Below are 17,180 nucleotides of genomic sequence, written 5' to 3'. Positions count from 1 at the left end.
TCCTATTTCTTCAGCTTAGGATCAAGCGCGTCACGAAGACCATCACCGAAAATGTTGAAAGAAAGCATTGTTAAGCTGATTAGGATCGCAGGGAACAAGAAGCGCCATGGATAGTACAGCCAGCCGGTGAGTGAGTCATTGATCATCGATCCAAGTGAAGCAACAGGAGCTTGTACACCAAGACCCAAGAAGCTTAGGAAGGCCTCAGCAAAGATAGCATTTGGTACAGACAGTGTAATGGTTACGATAATCGGACCAACCGCGTTCGGCAGAAGGTGCTTGAACAACAGTCTCGCAGAACCAGCACCCATGGAACGGGACGCCAATACGAATTCGCGATTCTTGAGCTGCATAATTTCTCCACGCACAATCCACGACATCGTAATCCAGCCTGTAATGGTTAGAGCTAGGATGATTGTTCCAAGACTTGGCTCAAGAACGACCAAGAGCAAGATTACAACCAGCAAATATGGAATAGAATACAAAATTTCAGAGAATTTATTCATAATATTATCTACACGGCCGCCGAAGAAGCCCATAATGCCTCCGTAGATAACACCGATGAACAAGTCGATGGCTGCCGCAGCAAGACCAACGATCAAGGAGATCCGTGCACCGTACCAAGTACGAACAAAGATATCACGACCAAGATCATCCGTTCCAAACCAGTGATCGGAGGAAGGGGGCTTGTTGGTGCTCATCAAATCATTAGAATAATAGTTATATTTCGAGATAAAAGGTGCAAAAATCGCTGCAAGTACAATCAAACCCAGGATACCGAGCGCAGTCATCGCCATTTTATTTTGACGCAACCGTTGCCAAGAGTCTTTCCAAGCAGAGAGACTCTCACGCTGGATAACTTCGGCTTCTTTTTCATCCACACCGACTTTTTGAAAATCTTCCGGTTTTAGATTTAGCAAGTTATTTTCAGTAGCCACTCTTTAGCCCTCCTTTCCTCCACTTAATTTCATACGTGGGTCAATCAATACATAAGCAATATCAGTAATAAAGCGGGCAACCATGAGTAATACACCATAGAAAATGGTTATCCCCATAATAACGGTATAGTCACGGACACCAATCGCTTCCACGAACTGTTTACCAATACCCCCAACACCAAAGATCTGCTCGATAACAACCGAACCAGTTACGATGTTAGCTGTCATTGGACCCATATAAGTAACAACAGGTAGAATTCCGTTACGAAGTACATGACGGCTCAGAATAGCCATCCAGCTCAATCCCTTTGCTTTAGCCGTTTTGATATAATCCGCATTCAAAACTTCAAGCATGCTTGAACGGGTCAAGCGGGCGATAAAGGCGATCGGCTGTGCCGAGAGCGCGGCCACGGGTAAGAAATAATAGATTGGCCCTTTAAAACCTGAAACCGGTACCCAACCCAGTTTGAAAGCAAATACGTACTGCAGTAATGACGCGACTACAAAGCTCGGAACCGCAATCCCCAGAACTGCCAGCACCATAGCTGCGCTGTCAATAAACTTTCTGTGATAGAGTGCCGCCAACATGCCGAGAAATACTCCGACAATAACCGCCACAACGATTGCGACGAGTCCCAGCTTCAGCGACGCTGAAAAGGTTTGACTGATCAAATGTGATACATCTTGATTTAGGCGTTTCATTGAGACACCTAGGTCACCTTGGATAATATCACCTAAATACTTAAAATACTGATGAGAGAGCGGCTTGTCCAGACCATATTGTTCCATCAGACGTGCTTTAATTTCTGGCGGTACCTTCTTTTCAGAAGTAAACGGATCCCCCGGAATAGCTTTCATCAAGAAAAAGGTAGCTGAAATCAATACAAATAGAGAAACCAACATATAGAAAAACTTATTTGCGACATAACGAACCATCCCCATCACACCTCCTCCGACAATTTTTGATACACATAATAATGATTTTATGAAAAAAACGGATTTTTGTCTATTTTCTATATATGTTATTAATAACATTAATTAACAAATAGACAGGAGTACAAAAAAAAGGGATATATATGGAATTCCACATATATATCCCGAAGTATTCTGCAACTTCAGTCAACTAACTATTCTGTTGTAATTACTAAAGCAATATCTTAGTGCTCAAGCAAGTATCCGCGAGTCAAGTCAATTGCACCACTAAAGTCAAGAGTAACACCTTTAAGGTACTCTTTAGTCAGGGAGTTGTTAGTGTAGTAGTACAAAGGAATCAGAACCATATCTTGCTCGATGAGCAATTTTTCAGCTGCAGCAAACTTTTCTTGACGTACTGCCAAGTCAGTGCTTGTTTTAGCTTCGCTGATCAATTTGTCATACTCAGGGTTAGCGTAACCAGTATCATTGTTACCGCCACCTGTTACCCACATATCAAGGAAAGTCATTGGATCATTGTAATCCGCAGTCCAACCAGCACGAGCAACTTGGTAGTTCAGGTTTTGACGGTTTTCAATAAATACAGCCCACTCTTGGTTAACGGTTTGTACGTCGATACCAAGATTGTTTTTCCACATATCAGCAATCGCCAAAGCGATTTTCTTGTGACCTTCACTTGTGTTGTAAGTCAGGGAGAATGTAGGCAGTTTATCCATACCTTCTTCTTTCAGACCTTCAGCAAGCAATGTTTTAGCTTGTTCTAGATCTTCAGTGAAGTAGCTATCTTTAACTGCTGTACGGTATTCACCATCAGCACCAGCGATACCTGGAGGTACAAAACCGAATGCTGGGAATTGTCCACCTTGAACTACATTGTCAATCAAAGCTTGGCGGTTAAGCGCCATTGCAAGAGCTTTACGGATTTTAGCGTTTGTGAATGGTTTTTCAGTGATATTGAATTCGTAGTAGTATACGGAAGCAATACCTTTACGGCTGAATTCGTTAGGAAGTTCTTTTTGTACGATTGGAATTTGTTCTGATGGAATTTCACCAGTTGGTCCGCCCGCACGATCATATTCACCGTTCTTGTAGCTGAGCAGTTCAGTTGCACCGCTGTTTACAAGGGAGAAATCGATAGCGCTAAGTTTAATGGAATCTTTATCCCAGTATTTATCGTTTTTAGTTACAACAAGAGTTTGACCAGTAGTCCACTCAGTAAGAGTGAAAGCACCGTTAACGATCATAGAATCTTTGCTTGTTGCCCATTTAGGATTACTCTCAATGGATTTGTGTACAGGGTAATAAGTGTAGAAGGAAAGCAATCCAAGGAAGTAAGGAGTGGAGGATTCAAGAGTAACTTCAAGAGTTTTCTCATCAATCGCTTTGACACCTACTTGACTGAAATCAGTAATTTCCTTGTTGTAGTACTTTTCAGCATTTTTGATGTAGTACAATTGATAAGCGTAAGGCGCAGCAGATGCAGCAGCAGGATCGAGCACGCGTTTCCAAGCGCGAACGAAATCTTCTGTTGTTACAGGATCGCCGTTACTCCATTGTGAATCACGGAGTTTGAAAGTATATACCAGACCGTCAGCGGAAACTTCCCAGCTTTCAGCAACACCTGGTTCAGCTTGACCTGTTTCATCATTCATGCGAGTCAAACCTTCGTACATTGTTTTCAGGACAGTGTTAGCTTGGCTATCTTGCGCCAATCCTGGGTCAAATGTTGGAGGCTCAGAACTAAGGTTAATTCTCAATGTTTGGTCAGCAGCCAATTTTTCTTCTGTAGCTGCATTACCAGTTGCCGTGTTACCAGTGTTAGCATTGTTACCTTTATTGCCGCTGTTTGCATTGTTTCCGCCGCAGCCAGCAAGCACTGTGCCGATAACAAGTACTAATGCAATCATTAGCAATAGACTTTTACTCTTCTTCATCTAGCAGTTCCCCCTAAATAGAATGTGGTATATGGTTTATGATTATACAACCAGTGGTCAAAAAAATCTAGTGCAATGTTTTCAGAAAATATTTTTTTTTTAAAACTTTAAACTTTTGTGACGTTGACGCTTCACCGAAGCAGTGGAACGTTACATCGCTTGTGATATGTAGGTAATTAGCCCAACAAACATAAATAATAAATATCCGACGCTCATAAAAAAGAACGAAAGTCTCCAAACTGCCCGAAATAACCGCTTCCCATCTACCTTTCCTTTCATCCGATTTTGAGCTCCGCCAATCAGTCCAGCGGATATTAATACAATAATTAGTATAAGGTAAAACCCAAAACCGGAATTAAAGATGTTATTAAACAATGCGGAGACCGACAATAATAAAAAAAATGTGGTCACGTCCATAGCGAGCATAAAAGTTTTCTTTTTATCTTTTTTTAAGCCTTTTCCAATGAAAAAAACAATCAAAAACGGCACAATCGGAATAACGCTTAAAGTAATAACCGAATCCATCAGCAGTCCCATAGCTTCACCTCTCCCCAGAGATCATACCCCAATACCTTCTACTAATTGGCAGAGCCAGCGATTTAATGGTGCCGACACTCCAGATCGTTCTGCCATTTCTACAAGACTTCCATTGATCCAACGAATTTCTGTGGTTCTTGAAGCAAGTACATCTGCCAGCATAGATGAAATATTGCCAGACGTTAACCGGCATACCTGAAGGATGTTATCCCAAGCATCCTTATCATAAGTAATTTCACAGAAATCATACACCATTGTTGCTTCTTCAAAAACTTCCTTCATTAATTGGAGGCGTTGCTCTGAAGACAGCAGCTCCCCATTTGGAATACGCCAAATCGCCGTGAGTGGATTAATAACGGCATTGATCAAGAGCTTCCGGTAAATCATGGTATCCACTTCATTCGACAAAAAGGCTGCGAATCCTGCCATTATGAGAACTTCTATTAAATTATTCGCTTTTAAATCATTATGTATGCTATGAGCTTGTCCATCCCCTGAGCTCCATTTTCCTATCCACACCTCCCCTGCTCCTGCATGAATGACCTCAGTTAATGATTTGCGCTTCGCAGCCTCCGTAGTCACAGCTACATATAAATTGGCGTCCGGCAACAAGCCCCCCAACATCTCCATATGTCCTGTACCATTCTGAAAACATATCATATGTACTTGCTCTTCCTTAAGTAGGGATAGAAATTCAGGCAAATCATTATGTAGAGTATTCTGTTTAACCGTCACCACGATCCAATCACTCGGCTCTTCCAGATAAGCACCAGCGAACTCCCCTATTGGCGCGGATACAAACTGATCTTCCGAAATTGTTATCGGCTCGCGTTCATCCTCGTAGGTAACCGTTAAGCCATCACGCCCTAATCGTTGGCATTGTTCTATCCCTCGGCCCCACAGTCTCACATCATTCCCGGCTTGGATCAATCTCCCTGCCAGCAGCAGCCCGAGTGAACCTGCACCAATTATATCAATTTTCATATAACCCTCCTGCTGATCTTAAGCACAATTTTTCTAAGTATACCAAAAACCCCGCAAGTGGTGCTTAAAAAGCAGACCACTTGCGGGATTGTTAGTTAACCTATCGTTTATTCAATGCGTTCTAAATTTCCGTTACCATCCATTTTGAAACGAGTCTTCATTTCTTCTTCTTCTTCATTTAAGAAAGCAAGCCTGCGAGCACGATCCATAATCTGAATTAAAGCTTTGTAATCATCGTTGACTACCCGGTAGTCGCTTTGAGCAAGATTAACCTCTTTAGACAACCGCTCATTCTCAGATCGTAATTCTGTTAATTCATCTTCCTTCTCGCGCAGGTCTCTTTCCAGCATTTTCAGCTGACGTCCTGCTTCCTGGATCGTACCCTTCCATTGCCTTAAGAAACGAATGACCGCATCGATGGATAATGTGTTTTCACTTAATCCCTCACCGCGTCCAAATTCCTCATCGACATCACCCAGAATCAGACCAGCTACTTGCGCTCCTCTTACTGACGGCTGCTTTTTCAGGTAGCTACGCTTTTGACGCTGCCCTTTAGCAATACCGATTGCACCTTCATAACTTTTCCGAACACAACTGTTCCAGCGGAATCCGCAAGCGGCCGAAGTTCTGCCGATTTTTTCACCCACCTCTTCAAAAGCGGCAAGCTGTGTGCTGCCCTCCCGAATGTGTCGCAAAGTTACTTCTGCCAATATTAGATCATCTTCTGCACTCCAAGCGTCCTGTCTAACGGCTGTCATAAAGCCAAACCTCCTAACAACGTCATGAAATAACCATCTCCATAACCGGCAGTTCTGCCGGGTAGTGAATAGGGATAAAAGCTGCTTACTCCATTTCTATGCTTCTCATAGAGTTCATAGAATCTATTTGATACTAATTTGTATTTCCATTATCTGCGTACATCATACGCATAAAACTATAAATTCTCTTTTTTAAAGCGCTAATCACTCAGGTCAATTATAAAAATCACATTTTTTGAAGATTAGTGCATTTTTTTCAATGAATTCGTTTACACATAATTATGTTGAGGGTATAATAAATCGAAGGAATATTCGTGAGATACATACTGGAAGGGGGACTCTCTCTTGGACCGCATGTTTCGGGTATTAGGTTTTTTCACATTAGCTATTGGATTGATGGCTTTCGCCGGAGGTCTAACAGAAATGGCCTTGCTTTTCTTTTTGCAAACAGCATTTTTCGTAATACTTGGCTATATGAAATTTACTGAAAAAACTTATGTTCTTCTCTTCTGGGCATACATGATTCTGACTTTCACCGGATTTAGTTATTGGACGATCTTTCAAATGGGTCTTCCACTATAAATTGCAGTACTCTTTTAGAGCGGATGAGGTCCTTATCTTATAAGGATCACTTCCGTTTTTTTGTTTGTATGCTATTTTAGAAGGGTTAAACATATTATTAGTACATACATATATCATTTCAAAAAAAAGGTGGTGGTGTGGTGCGCTCCCGCAATTTACAAAGCCGCATGATTGCAACCATACTAATTCTCTTCTGCTGTACTTTGTTTCCGTTACAACCTGTGAAGTACTTGTCTGCCGATCCTAGCGGTGATTTTTTCAACTCTGCTATACCAGATAATGAAGAAACCCGTAAACTACTTGAACAGACCTTGTCTTCTGCAGAAATTGAACGTGAAATCATCAAGATTACAGCCGAACAAAAAGCGCTTGAACAAAAGGTAGAAAGCTTGAACAGACAAGCTACCCAGAAAAAAACAGCCATTGCGGACCAACAGGAACGGGCAGGTGCAGTTGTGCGTTCTTATTATATGGGGGATAGAGATAATCTTCTGGTCGCGTTTTTTTCAGCAAAAAGTATCAGCAGATTCCTGGCTCTGTTCGATTATTATGAGATTATTATTGGGAATGACCGCGATATTCTCTCACAATATGAAGAACAATATAAGGATTTGAAGGATACCATTCAGACTGCGAAGCGAAACTCGGAAGAGCTCGCCCGGCTGCGCACGGCTCTGGAGGAACAGCAAGTTCGGGTAAACGCGCTCAACAAGGAAATTGAGGGTGGGATTAAAAATAGCAGCGATCCTGAAAATATGAGTACTCTACTTAAAGAATTCACATTATATTGGGAGAATATCGGCCTGCACGAGGTAAAAACATATTTCAAGGCGTTATCCTCCGCAATGAATAAACTACCACAGTTTGTTCAGAATCGAGAGGGTGTACTGACTCGAAAGGGAATGACTTATGAGCTAAACCTGAAGGAAGAGGATTTGAATGAATTTTTGCAATCACAGAATTCGCTGTTTAAAGACTTCGCCTTTCATTTCAATGACGGTTCAATTACTGCCACTGGAAAAAGCGGAGCGCTAGCTCTTTCACTGACCGGTCACTACACCATTCAGGAAGAACCGATCAACGGCCTTATATTCCAAGTCGATCATATTGTATTTAATGGTCTTGAATTGCCTGACACGACAAGAAAAACGTTGGAAGAAGAATTTGACTTAGGCTTTTATCCTGGAAAAATAGTATCTTTCCTTCGTGCCACGGCAGTAGATAGCCAAGAGGGCGTCTTGCATGTTAAGCTTTCCATTTCATTTTAGACCTTCTTTTAGATATTCTTTGTAGCCTTCCGCATCTATCTGCCCTGTTAATAGTAATGATACAGCTTCAACAACCTTACTCCAGCCGCCCTGTGACTCATCCTCCGGGGCGGTTTCTTCTGTCAGCAATAGCTCAACATCGAAAGGAAGTTTGTATTTAAAAGCATGCTCCGAACGATAAAGAACATCAAGCGCCGGCAAGCTCCCCGTATTCTCCAACCATTCCAGCTGAGCATCCTCTGAGGTGATAAAAGTCAGCCAATTCACAGCTTCCTTTGGACTTTGAGATTGAGCTGGAAGGGCAAAAGATCGACTGTAACAGGATTCAAACCCACCTCCGTTATTGGCAGTCAGCGCCGGAACAGCAGCAAGGGATGAATTACCATGCTTCTGCCACTCGGATAACGGTAAAGAAGCAACCGCGACACTACCTCCTTGTAGCATATCCCAGACATCTTTATTGTAGCGGCTGGTGAGATAAAAATAACTGCGGGCGTTCTGAGTCCAATTCAACACTTCTTGGTTATCTGCTAACAAGCTGCTATTCATGCTCTCCATTACCGCTGACAATCCATAAGGATTACGGGTATCCATCGCGAGTAAATATTTTCCTTGCTCTTTAAGCACATTCTGAAGCAGGATATTCCACTCTTCGAGGCTTTTGGGTAATGCATTAAAACCCAGCTCCGCCAGCCGTTGTGGGGAATAAACGAGCACGTAAGGATCTATATCTAACGGGACTCCCCAATTATATCCATTCCACTGCATCAAGGGGATCAACTGTGTTAACGGTGCACTCCCCGGAACGCTCTGATACACATCCATCGGCAATAAATATCCACGTGTGGCCCAGTCCAGTATGCTTCGTCCATCTGCCATGACTATATCCGGGCTGTCCCCGATCGTTAAATCATGCTTCAATACCTCATCGGCATCCTCAATATCCACATTGCTTAAAATAACCTTTACTCCACTTTCTAAGGTATAACGGTTGCTAAGGAGCTCCAGTTCACTAAATTCTTCGCTATTTAACGATACTCTTATATGTAAGCTATCTATAGTTCCCTCATCTCCGGAAGAGGGATTGGTCGACTGACTTTGCGGTCTTTTCATAGGACGTGGATCGTTACTGGTACTCAATTCCATACTGGGCGACAGGCTTGTCAGCGATAGTAGTAAAATTGCAAAAAGCAGCCAATAATTTTTGCGTTTCAGCACGATTTCCCACCTTCCCTTTTGATTGGTCTCCCCTATTTTACCAAACCCTCCGGTGCTTGTCTTTAGTTTGTGAAACCGTTCTCTTTCTATTATATGGGTGAAACGCTCTAAGAACCATAACCTCCTAAATTCCTCTGCCGTTTCCGAGCGGGCAGGAAAAAGCCGGGAGTGTTTGCTTCTCCCGGCTGAAAATTGGATTCATGAACGGCTAGAGTAGATCCGCGGCCAATTGCGCCAAGCGGGAACGTTCACCTTTTTCCAAAGTAATATGTCCGCTAATCCCTTGCTGCTTAAACTTCTCCACGATATAGCTCAGTCCGTTGCTCGCAGCATCCAGATATGGATGATCGATTTGCTCCGGATCGCCCATTAGAATGACTTTACTTCCTTCTCCCGCTCTGGAGACAATGGTCTTCACCTCATGACGGGAAAGGTTCTGCGCCTCATCAATAATAATGAACTGTGATGGGATTGAACGGCCGCGAATATAGGTTAAGGCTTCTACCTGTATACTGCCTAACCCCATTAAGATTTTATCGATATCGCCAGCTTTTTTGGTATCGAACAGGAATTCCAGATTATCATAAATAGGCTGCATCCAGGGTCTAAGCTTCTCATCCTTCTCACCGGGCAAGTAACCAATGTCCTTACCCATAGGAACAACCGGACGGGCGATAAGCAATTTTTTGTATTTATGTTCATCCTCCACTTTGAATAGTCCGGCTGCAAGCGCCAATAACGTCTTCCCTGTCCCAGCCTTACCCGTGATCGTTACGAGCGGGATTTCATCATTTAGCAGCAGCTCCAGTGCCATTCGTTGTTGAGCATTACGGGCGCTGATCCCCCAAACCGAATCATTGCCCAGATAGAGTGGCTCCAGACGTGTGGCATCACTATTCACTTTTAGAAGAGCTGATTTGCCAGTGCCAATCTCATCCTTGAGAATCACAAATTCATGAGGGTACAACGGATACGACAACGCGAGCTGTTTTACCGTCAGAGAGCGGTGACTATAATATTCATCAATCAATGCGGGATGCACCTGCAGAGATTGGTAACCAGTGTATAGTTCATTTAAGTCTCCAGTACGATCTGACAAATAATCCTCTGGCGTAATTCCAAGTACATCCGCTTTAATACGAACCAGTACATCCTTGCTCACAAGCACAACGGGACGCGGATCAGGCTTCTCATTCTCTTCATTCAAATAATTGAGCGCAACAGCCAAAATCCGATTGTCGTTAGACACCTCACCAAACATTTCCTGTACCTTCACAAAACTGCGATGGTTAAGTTCTACCTTCAGCTTGCCTCCATGCTCCAGTTCCACACCGCTATGCAGATGACCTAGTTCCCGGAGTCCATCGAGCAATCGGGATACCGTACGGGCATTCCGACCGATTTCGTCAGCATTGCGCTTCTTGGAGTCGATTTCTTCCAGCACAACAGCCGGAATAACCACCTCATGCTCCTTGAAAGAGAAAATTGAATTGGGGTCGTGCAAAAGCACGTTGGTATCTAGCACAAATATCTTGTTCATATTATCCCCTCCACAGCGCCTGGTTTGATTGATCATACATAACTCTTTCCGCCAAGGGAAAAGATAAGGTACAGAAACGATTCATTGGCTGAAAGGAGTAATCACATATGAGAAAATCAATATGTCTGTTGCTGGTACTGCTGCTACTGACAAGCTGCGGTATCGCTAATAAAAAGACATCACCCTCTCCTCAGAATAAACAATCTGCGAATGCTGTAAAGGGTACGGGGAACCATGAGGTTCGGCAATTGTCCAATGATGGTGCGACTAATCCTAAAGCCACCTCAAAAGCTGGTCAAGCCGTCAATGTTAATGGAGAAAATGAAATTGCACTTAAGGATCATTTTGAACAGTTGGCCAAAAGAGTTCCCGGTGTAAATGGCGCACACTGTGTAGTCATGAACAAAGTTGCCATTGTTGGTCTTGATGTAGAAGGTTCTCTAGGCCGCTCACGTGTAGGAAGCATCAAATATTCTGTAGCAGAAGCTATCCGCAAAGACCCAAGAAGTGTACGGGCGCTTGTCACAGCGGATATGGATCTCTCCAGCAGATTAGCGGAAATGAGCCGCCATATCTCCAAGGGACATCCGATTTCCGGATTCTCATCCGAGCTGGCTGATATTATCGGACGAATCATGCCACAGCTGCCAGAGGATACCAAGCCGCAAAGAAATGCACAGTAGTGGATAAAGGACAAAAGAAGTCCTTAGAATTCAAAAAAAGCCCAGTGATATTTTCACTAGGCTTTTTTCATGGCAGCAAATACTTGTCCGTCCAACTTCTCAGCGGCACGTCCATCATAAACTTTCGCATATCTTGGGGCGGAGTCAAGCTGCGCGCCGTAAAAAAGCGCGTTGCGGACCGCTTTAATTTCAACATCAAAACAGCACATCTTAAAGGGAACATCCTCTAGCGGGTCCTGCCTTACAGCAGCACTACCGTTAATGGCATAGACAGTTCCTTCACCAAACACTGTTATAGTTATTAATGGATTAACCTTCATATTATTCACAAGTCTTGAACGATGATCAATAGCCAAACGCACAGTACTAGGACTAACAGCATAAAGCCACGAAATAGCTGTGGATGTAGGACCGCCTGTCTCCGCATCAACTGTGTTTAGAAGAACAAAGGTTTCCGATTGCAGCATCGATAGCAAAGTTTCATTCAGCTGAGCAACGGCTTCGGACATAAGTACTGGCCCCCTATGCGACGTTAATTCATTCGATTTATTATATTATAGCACAGGCTGAAACTTGCATTCAATTTTAGCTATGGAAGATATTAAGGTCCTCAAGGCGCCTCAGCAGTTGTCGAATCAGCTCCAGTGGAAATTCCTGCAATTCGATCCTGCAAGCTTTTCTTAGCGGCCTCCAACTCCTCATCATTAATATATACATATGGACTTCGCCACGTACCAGTAACCGGCTTGAATTCGATATTCTCTTTGGAAATCTTCCAATACGTCGCAATCATATCTTTGATTTGCGAATTTTCGATATCTGTCTTCATGTTACTGTCCACTGCATCAAGCACCTTGCCGATTTTCAATACGCCACCAAGCGATTGCATCTGATCCACCAGACTGTTCAGGACTTCGTTCTGGCGTTTGTTGCGATCAAAATCATCTGAAGCGTTAGTCTTAGGCTTGCAATTGGATTTACGATACCGCACATAGTCCAATGCATTTTTTCCATCCAGCTCTGCCGGACCCTTTTTCAGATTGATATTCGTGCCGTCCACAGTGTCTGTATAACACATATTTTCACTAATATTTACTTCGACTCCCCCAAGCTCGTCCACCACATCCCGGAAGCCCTGAAAATCAAGAATCGTTGTATAATCTACATCAATGTCCAAATACTTACCCATCATCGTCTTCATCTCGTCTTCAGCCAGTAGACCGGAGGATTTCTCCTTACCCTTGAAGCGAGCATAAAATTCATTAATCTTCGTTTTCTTATAGCCGCTTAGCTCCACATAGGTATCACGAGGAAGCGAAACTATGGTCGCTGATTTGGTCTTAGGATTAAGTGCTGCAACCATGATTACGTCAGTCAAATAAGACTCGTGTTTAGGTCTGTTATCCGTTCCCAGTATAAGCATCGTCAGTGGCTTTTCTGAAGCGGATTGCCCTGGAGCAACCGTACCCTCAACCCCTGCATTAAATACGCCATGCTCAAGCTTCCAATACAGATAACCGCCATAACCCAGCACGCCGAGGATCGCAATAATTAGCAAAGTTAACAATACTCTAACTAATCTGCCAAAAAAACCTCTCTTTTTCACTTTCTTTTTCGTTTTTTTCTTAGAAACACCCTTCACAGGCTGTTTTCTATTAGTAGGTTGTTGCCCGTTTGCTCTTGGAGGTAAACCGCTGTTTCTTGTACTCATAATAGAATAAAGTCCTTTTCATTTCATTTAGAATTAGAATTGCTACATTAATTAGACGATCCTTAAGGTACAAAAGTTGCGATTACGATCTCTTCGCTGCTGCTGCGGCCTTTCTCTTCTGTCGAGCTTCTACTATATAACGTATCCGTACCATCAGCATTAATCCGACAGCAACCAACAGACATTGGATAATCGGAAGCTTATCATGTTGGAAAATTAGGAGCATGCCAGAGCCAATCGCCATCATTATGTAGAGCATGATTTCCTTGCCAATCGATAACTTTTGATTCACACGAAAGACTTGATTATAAACAAAAGTAAGCAATATAAAGATAACAATATAAGCGACGATTGGATGCTCAGCGAACCACACCTGCATAGATAACCGCACTCCTCCCAAATTTAAGATACGTTTACATTATATCATCAGTAGGGGAATTTTTTGTTTCTTATATTAAAAAAAGCCGCCGGATGCAATAATCCGGCGGTCTTATTCAAAAGCATGTGTTTACGCGTTGGCTTGTGCTGTTTTACGTTGTTTCTCTACACGTTCGCGTTCGCCTTTGTTCAGAATCTTTTTACGCAAACGAATGGATTTAGGTGTAATTTCACAATATTCATCATCGTTCAAATATTCAAGTGCGCCTTCCAAAGAGAAGGTGCGTGGTGTCTTCATTTTTACAGTATCATCTTTGCCTGAGGTACGCATGTTGGTAAGTGCTTTTTCCTTACAGATGTTAACGATAATATCGTTATCACGGGTATGCTCACCTACGATCATACCTTCATAAATTTCTGTACCTGCATCCAAGAAGAGAATACCACGATCCTCAACACCCACGATTCCGTATTGAGTTGTTGATCCAGTCTCACTTGCTACAAGCACACCTTGATGACGTCCGCCAACTTGACCAGCAACCAGTGGAGCATAGCTGTCAAAAGCATGGTTCATAACGCCGTAACCGCGTGTCAAAGTCAAGAAGTAAGTGTTGTAACCAATCAAACCACGTGCAGGAATCAGGAACTCCAGACGTACTTGACCCGTACCGTTGTTAATCATATTCACCATTTCGGCTTTACGAGTACCCAGACTCTCCATAACAGAGCCCATGCTTTCTTCTGGAATATCAATCATTAGACGCTCAAGCGGCTCCATTTTGACACCGTCGATTTCTTTAATGATTACTTGTGGTTTAGAAACTTGCATTTCGTAACCTTCACGACGCATATTCTCGATCAGAATACCAAGGTGAAGCTCACCGCGTCCAGAAACGATAAATGCGTCAGGACTATCAGTTTCTTCCACTCGCAAGCTCACATCTGTTTCAAGTTCTTTAAAGAGACGCTCACGTAGTTTACGGGAAGTTACCCATTTACCTTCTTTACCAGCAAAAGGACTGTTATTCACTAGGAATGTCATTTGCATGGTTGGCTCGTCAATCTTCAGAACTGGAAGTGCTTCAGGGTTTGCAGGATCAGCAATGGTCTCACCAATGTTGATGTCCTTGATCCCTGCAATAGCAACGATATCCCCTGCGCCCGCTTGCTCTGTTTCAATACGTTTCAAACCTTGGAAGCCGAACAATTTCTCGATACGTGCAGTTTTGCTCTTACCATCACGCATAATAACTGTTACAGATTGACCTTGTTTGATCACACCGCGGTTAACACGTCCAATCGCAATACGACCCAAGTATTCGTTATAATCCATCAACGTTACGAGGAATTGAAGCGGTTCTTCAACACTTTCGGTTGGAGCTGGAATATGTTCAACGATGGTTTCGTAGAGCGAAAGCATCGTTTCATCTTGTTTCTCAGGATCCATGCTTGATGTACCATTAAGAGCAGATGCATAAACAACCGGGAATTCCAATTGTTCGTCATTTGCTTCAAGTTCGATGAACAAATCGAGCACTTCATCAATAACTTCCTTAGGACGAGCAGCTGGACGGTCAATCTTGTTCACGACAACGATCGGTGTAAGTTTTTGTTCCAATGCTTTACGCAGAACGAATTTCGTTTGCGGCATGCAGCCTTCATAAGCATCAACAACCAGCAATACACCGTCAACCATTTTCATGATCCGTTCTACTTCGCCACCGAAGTCAGCATGTCCCGGTGTATCCACAATGTTGATCAAAAACTCTTTATAAGTAATTGCTGTATTTTTAGCTAGGATTGTAATTCCACGTTCCCGCTCGATATCATTAGAGTCCATAGCACGTTCTTGCAAGTGCTCATGGGCGCTGAAGATCCCCGATTGTTGAAGGAGCTGATCGACGAGTGTTGTTTTGCCATGGTCAACGTGGGCAATGATCGCAATGTTGCGAATATCTTTTCTTGAATGCATGATTTGTATCCAAATCCTCTCATTTATCAAATTAAAACTGTTAAAATTCATAGCATGTCACGGCAGTCTCACAAAAGAAGCGCCAGGCAGAAAGCCGACGCTTCAACATAACATTAATATTATAGTGAAAGTACCATGAAAAGCAAGTCTTTTTATGAAAAAACAGTTACCAATTTCCGTTTTTTTTCACAAGATCCTACAGCAATTAACTTCGGTACCATCTATTCCGGCCACGTGCTCTGCCTCGACCGGTAATCAGCCAAATTCCTGCAGCTATTAATACAATCCCGATCAGGTAGATCGCGCCGGTACCCATAAGGCTGAAAATACAAAGTACAAGGCTTAGTAAGCCTAATGTTACAGCAATTGCTGACAGTCCACCCGTCCGTCTTGGTTCATAGATAGAATATTCATACAAGCCCACGGCAAGACCAAGCAACAGCACAGGCCATAAGTTACTCATAAGCCCCCATCCCCAAATATTGCAAAGGCCAAACAACAAACCGTACACCGTTAATATCCCAGCAGGAACCAATACCGAGGCCGAAGCACGACGGCTGAAAAATAACATGTGCAGCACTATTCCTGGAATTAAAATCACTAGAGGCCAAAGCGCGCGGCCCAAAAATCCGAAGACGCCCAGCTTACCTAATAAAATCACGATGCCAGCAGCAACAATAAAAATTCCTAGCTGTATATCTTTCTTTGAAGACATCCTTCACCCATCCCTTCAATTTCACGTCTACCTCATTTCCTCGTCACCTTATAGCCTGAAAGCGACAGGATTCTTACTCATATATTATCCGAAACATACACAAAATGCCATCACTCCCTGTGATTAATCAGTGTCTATAAGCACTTCTGATCGCGCAAAAAAAACGGACAATTCCAATTTATGGAGATGTCCGTTTAGTATTGCCTTTTATTGCAATTTATTAACCTGCAGATGTTTTTCTGCGTTTAATTGCTCCCGTAACCACAACTAATATGCCTAAGGCAATGGGCAAAAAGGAATGTAAGGAGGGGAATAAAAAGGAGAGCATTGTCCCTAATTTTGCATCCTGAAGCAACATATCCCCTGCTGTAAACGCCAGTATATAAGCACCGATAAATACGAGCACTGGAAACCGGTGCAGCCAGCCTACAATGATGCCGCTTCCCCACACTACTATCGGAATGCTGAGAGCAATCCCGATGACAATTAAAGCTAAATCTCCTTTAGCTACTCCCGCAATGGCTAGTACATTATCCAGGCTCATAATAAAGTCCGCTACAAGAATCGTTCGGATTGCTTTCCAGACTGAGGAAGATTCCCTTACTCTGAGATCCTCCTCTTCCTCCAACAGCAGCTTGAACGCTATCCATAGCAGCAGCATCCCCCCTCCAGCCTGAATATAAGGGATTTTTAATAGCAATACCGCAACAAAAGTAAGCAAACACCGCAGAACAACTGCGCCTGCTGAGCCCCACCATACCGCAGTCTTTCGGTGCTTCGCCGAAAGATCCTTGCTGGCCATTGCGATAACCATTGCATTATCTCCGCTCAGCACCAGATTGATCATCAATATTTCACCAAGGAGCAATAATGAATCCATTCGCACTTACCTCCCCGAGTCACATGTAACTACTTGTATGTTCGGAAATGACAAGCTATGCTTCCTGTCCAACTTTTTTTGAGCGTGAACGCATGTTGGCTCCTTTTTTTGCGTATACAAAACTAAGCATATTTTGCAGCTCAATCTAA

At 43.1% G+C, this 17,180-nt stretch carries 17 protein-coding genes; 3 read left to right on the top strand and 14 right to left on the bottom strand.

The genetic code is table 11. The annotated features are described in order from the left end of the window. Positions 1–2: 2 nt before the first annotated feature. The 6 genes from MKY63_RS17735 to MKY63_RS17710 all read right to left on the bottom strand — a co-directional run bounded on the left by MKY63_RS17735 (position 3) and on the right by MKY63_RS17710 (position 6,084). The gene (locus MKY63_RS17735) at positions 3–938 is read right to left on the bottom strand and encodes an ABC transporter permease (RefSeq protein WP_036683689.1); all 936 of its coding nucleotides are present in this window, start codon (positions 936–938) and stop codon (positions 3–5) included. A gap of 3 nt (positions 939–941) precedes the next feature. After that, entirely contained in the window at positions 942–1,874 is a 933-nt protein-coding gene (locus MKY63_RS17730; RefSeq protein WP_036683691.1) for an ABC transporter permease, read from the bottom strand. Between the two features lie 221 nt (positions 1,875–2,095). Next, a complete protein-coding gene (locus MKY63_RS17725; RefSeq protein WP_036683694.1) occupies positions 2,096–3,805 on the bottom strand; it encodes a peptide ABC transporter substrate-binding protein in 1,710 nt (569 codons plus the stop codon). Between the two features lie 150 nt (positions 3,806–3,955). Then, positions 3,956–4,342 carry a DUF3397 domain-containing protein gene (locus MKY63_RS17720; protein WP_036683696.1) on the bottom strand — a complete coding sequence of 129 codons (387 nt, stop codon included), beginning with the start codon at positions 4,340–4,342 and terminating at the stop codon, positions 3,956–3,958. Positions 4,343–4,363: 21 nt separating this feature from the next. Next, positions 4,364–5,326 carry a 2-dehydropantoate 2-reductase gene (locus MKY63_RS17715; RefSeq protein ID WP_076213938.1) on the bottom strand — a complete coding sequence of 321 codons (963 nt, stop codon included), beginning with the start codon at positions 5,324–5,326 and terminating at the stop codon, positions 4,364–4,366. A gap of 107 nt (positions 5,327–5,433) precedes the next feature. Further along, positions 5,434–6,084 carry an RsfA family transcriptional regulator gene (locus tag MKY63_RS17710; protein ID WP_036683702.1) on the bottom strand — a complete coding sequence of 217 codons (651 nt, stop codon included), beginning with the start codon at positions 6,082–6,084 and terminating at the stop codon, positions 5,434–5,436. Positions 6,085–6,429: 345 nt separating this feature from the next. On the opposite strand from MKY63_RS17710, the gene MKY63_RS17705 reads away from it, so the two are divergent. Continuing rightward, entirely contained in the window at positions 6,430–6,666 is a 237-nt protein-coding gene (locus MKY63_RS17705) for a DUF2626 family protein (RefSeq protein WP_036683705.1), read from the top strand. A gap of 140 nt (positions 6,667–6,806) precedes the next feature. Continuing rightward, positions 6,807–7,934, top strand: coding sequence for a hypothetical protein (locus MKY63_RS17700; protein ID WP_235219499.1), 1,128 nt, complete (start codon positions 6,807–6,809; stop codon positions 7,932–7,934). Here the strand turns inward: MKY63_RS17700 and MKY63_RS17695 are convergent. Together MKY63_RS17695 and MKY63_RS17690 are read right to left on the bottom strand one after the other, a co-directional pair. Next, positions 7,926–9,152, bottom strand: a complete 1,227-nt coding sequence (locus MKY63_RS17695) for an extracellular solute-binding protein (RefSeq protein WP_038572874.1) — start codon at positions 9,150–9,152, stop codon at positions 7,926–7,928. The genes MKY63_RS17700 and MKY63_RS17695 overlap by 9 nt on opposite strands. A 208-nt stretch (positions 9,153–9,360) precedes the next feature. Further along, positions 9,361–10,692, bottom strand: coding sequence for a PhoH family protein (locus MKY63_RS17690; protein WP_036683710.1), 1,332 nt, complete (start codon positions 10,690–10,692; stop codon positions 9,361–9,363). Positions 10,693–10,799: 107 nt separating this feature from the next. Between MKY63_RS17690 and MKY63_RS17685 the strand changes: the two genes are divergently transcribed. Continuing rightward, entirely contained in the window at positions 10,800–11,375 is a 576-nt protein-coding gene (locus tag MKY63_RS17685; RefSeq protein WP_036683713.1) for a YhcN/YlaJ family sporulation lipoprotein, read from the top strand. A gap of 56 nt (positions 11,376–11,431) precedes the next feature. Here the strand turns inward: MKY63_RS17685 and MKY63_RS17680 are convergent, their stop codons facing one another. From MKY63_RS17680 to MKY63_RS17655, 6 genes are all read right to left on the bottom strand, one after another. Next, entirely contained in the window at positions 11,432–11,884 is a 453-nt protein-coding gene (locus MKY63_RS17680) for a pyridoxamine 5'-phosphate oxidase family protein (protein ID WP_036683715.1), read from the bottom strand. Between the two features lie 101 nt (positions 11,885–11,985). Then, entirely contained in the window at positions 11,986–13,086 is a 1,101-nt protein-coding gene (locus tag MKY63_RS17675; protein ID WP_036683718.1) for an LCP family protein, read from the bottom strand. An 82-nt stretch (positions 13,087–13,168) separates the two neighbouring features. Next, positions 13,169–13,465, bottom strand: coding sequence for a YlaH-like family protein (locus MKY63_RS17670; RefSeq protein ID WP_036683721.1), 297 nt, complete (start codon positions 13,463–13,465; stop codon positions 13,169–13,171). Between the two features lie 129 nt (positions 13,466–13,594). Continuing rightward, positions 13,595–15,436, bottom strand: coding sequence for a translational GTPase TypA (gene typA, locus MKY63_RS17665; protein WP_036683723.1), 1,842 nt, complete (start codon positions 15,434–15,436; stop codon positions 13,595–13,597). Between the two features lie 205 nt (positions 15,437–15,641). Continuing rightward, positions 15,642–16,151: a hypothetical protein gene (locus tag MKY63_RS17660; RefSeq protein WP_076103779.1), complete on the bottom strand. Its 510-nt coding sequence runs from the start codon at positions 16,149–16,151 to the stop codon at positions 15,642–15,644. Between the two features lie 220 nt (positions 16,152–16,371). Beyond that, the gene (locus tag MKY63_RS17655) at positions 16,372–17,031 is read right to left on the bottom strand and encodes a TerC family protein (RefSeq protein ID WP_036683728.1); all 660 of its coding nucleotides are present in this window, start codon (positions 17,029–17,031) and stop codon (positions 16,372–16,374) included. Between the last annotated feature and the right edge of the window lie 149 nt (positions 17,032–17,180).

The organism is Paenibacillus sp. FSL R7-0189 (assembly GCF_037969925.1).
In the GTDB taxonomy this organism is placed as follows: domain Bacteria; phylum Bacillota; class Bacilli; order Paenibacillales; family Paenibacillaceae; genus Paenibacillus_AQ; species Paenibacillus_AQ odorifer.
Note: the sequence above shows the minus strand (reverse complement) of the source record. Positions and strands in the feature narration are given on the sequence as shown.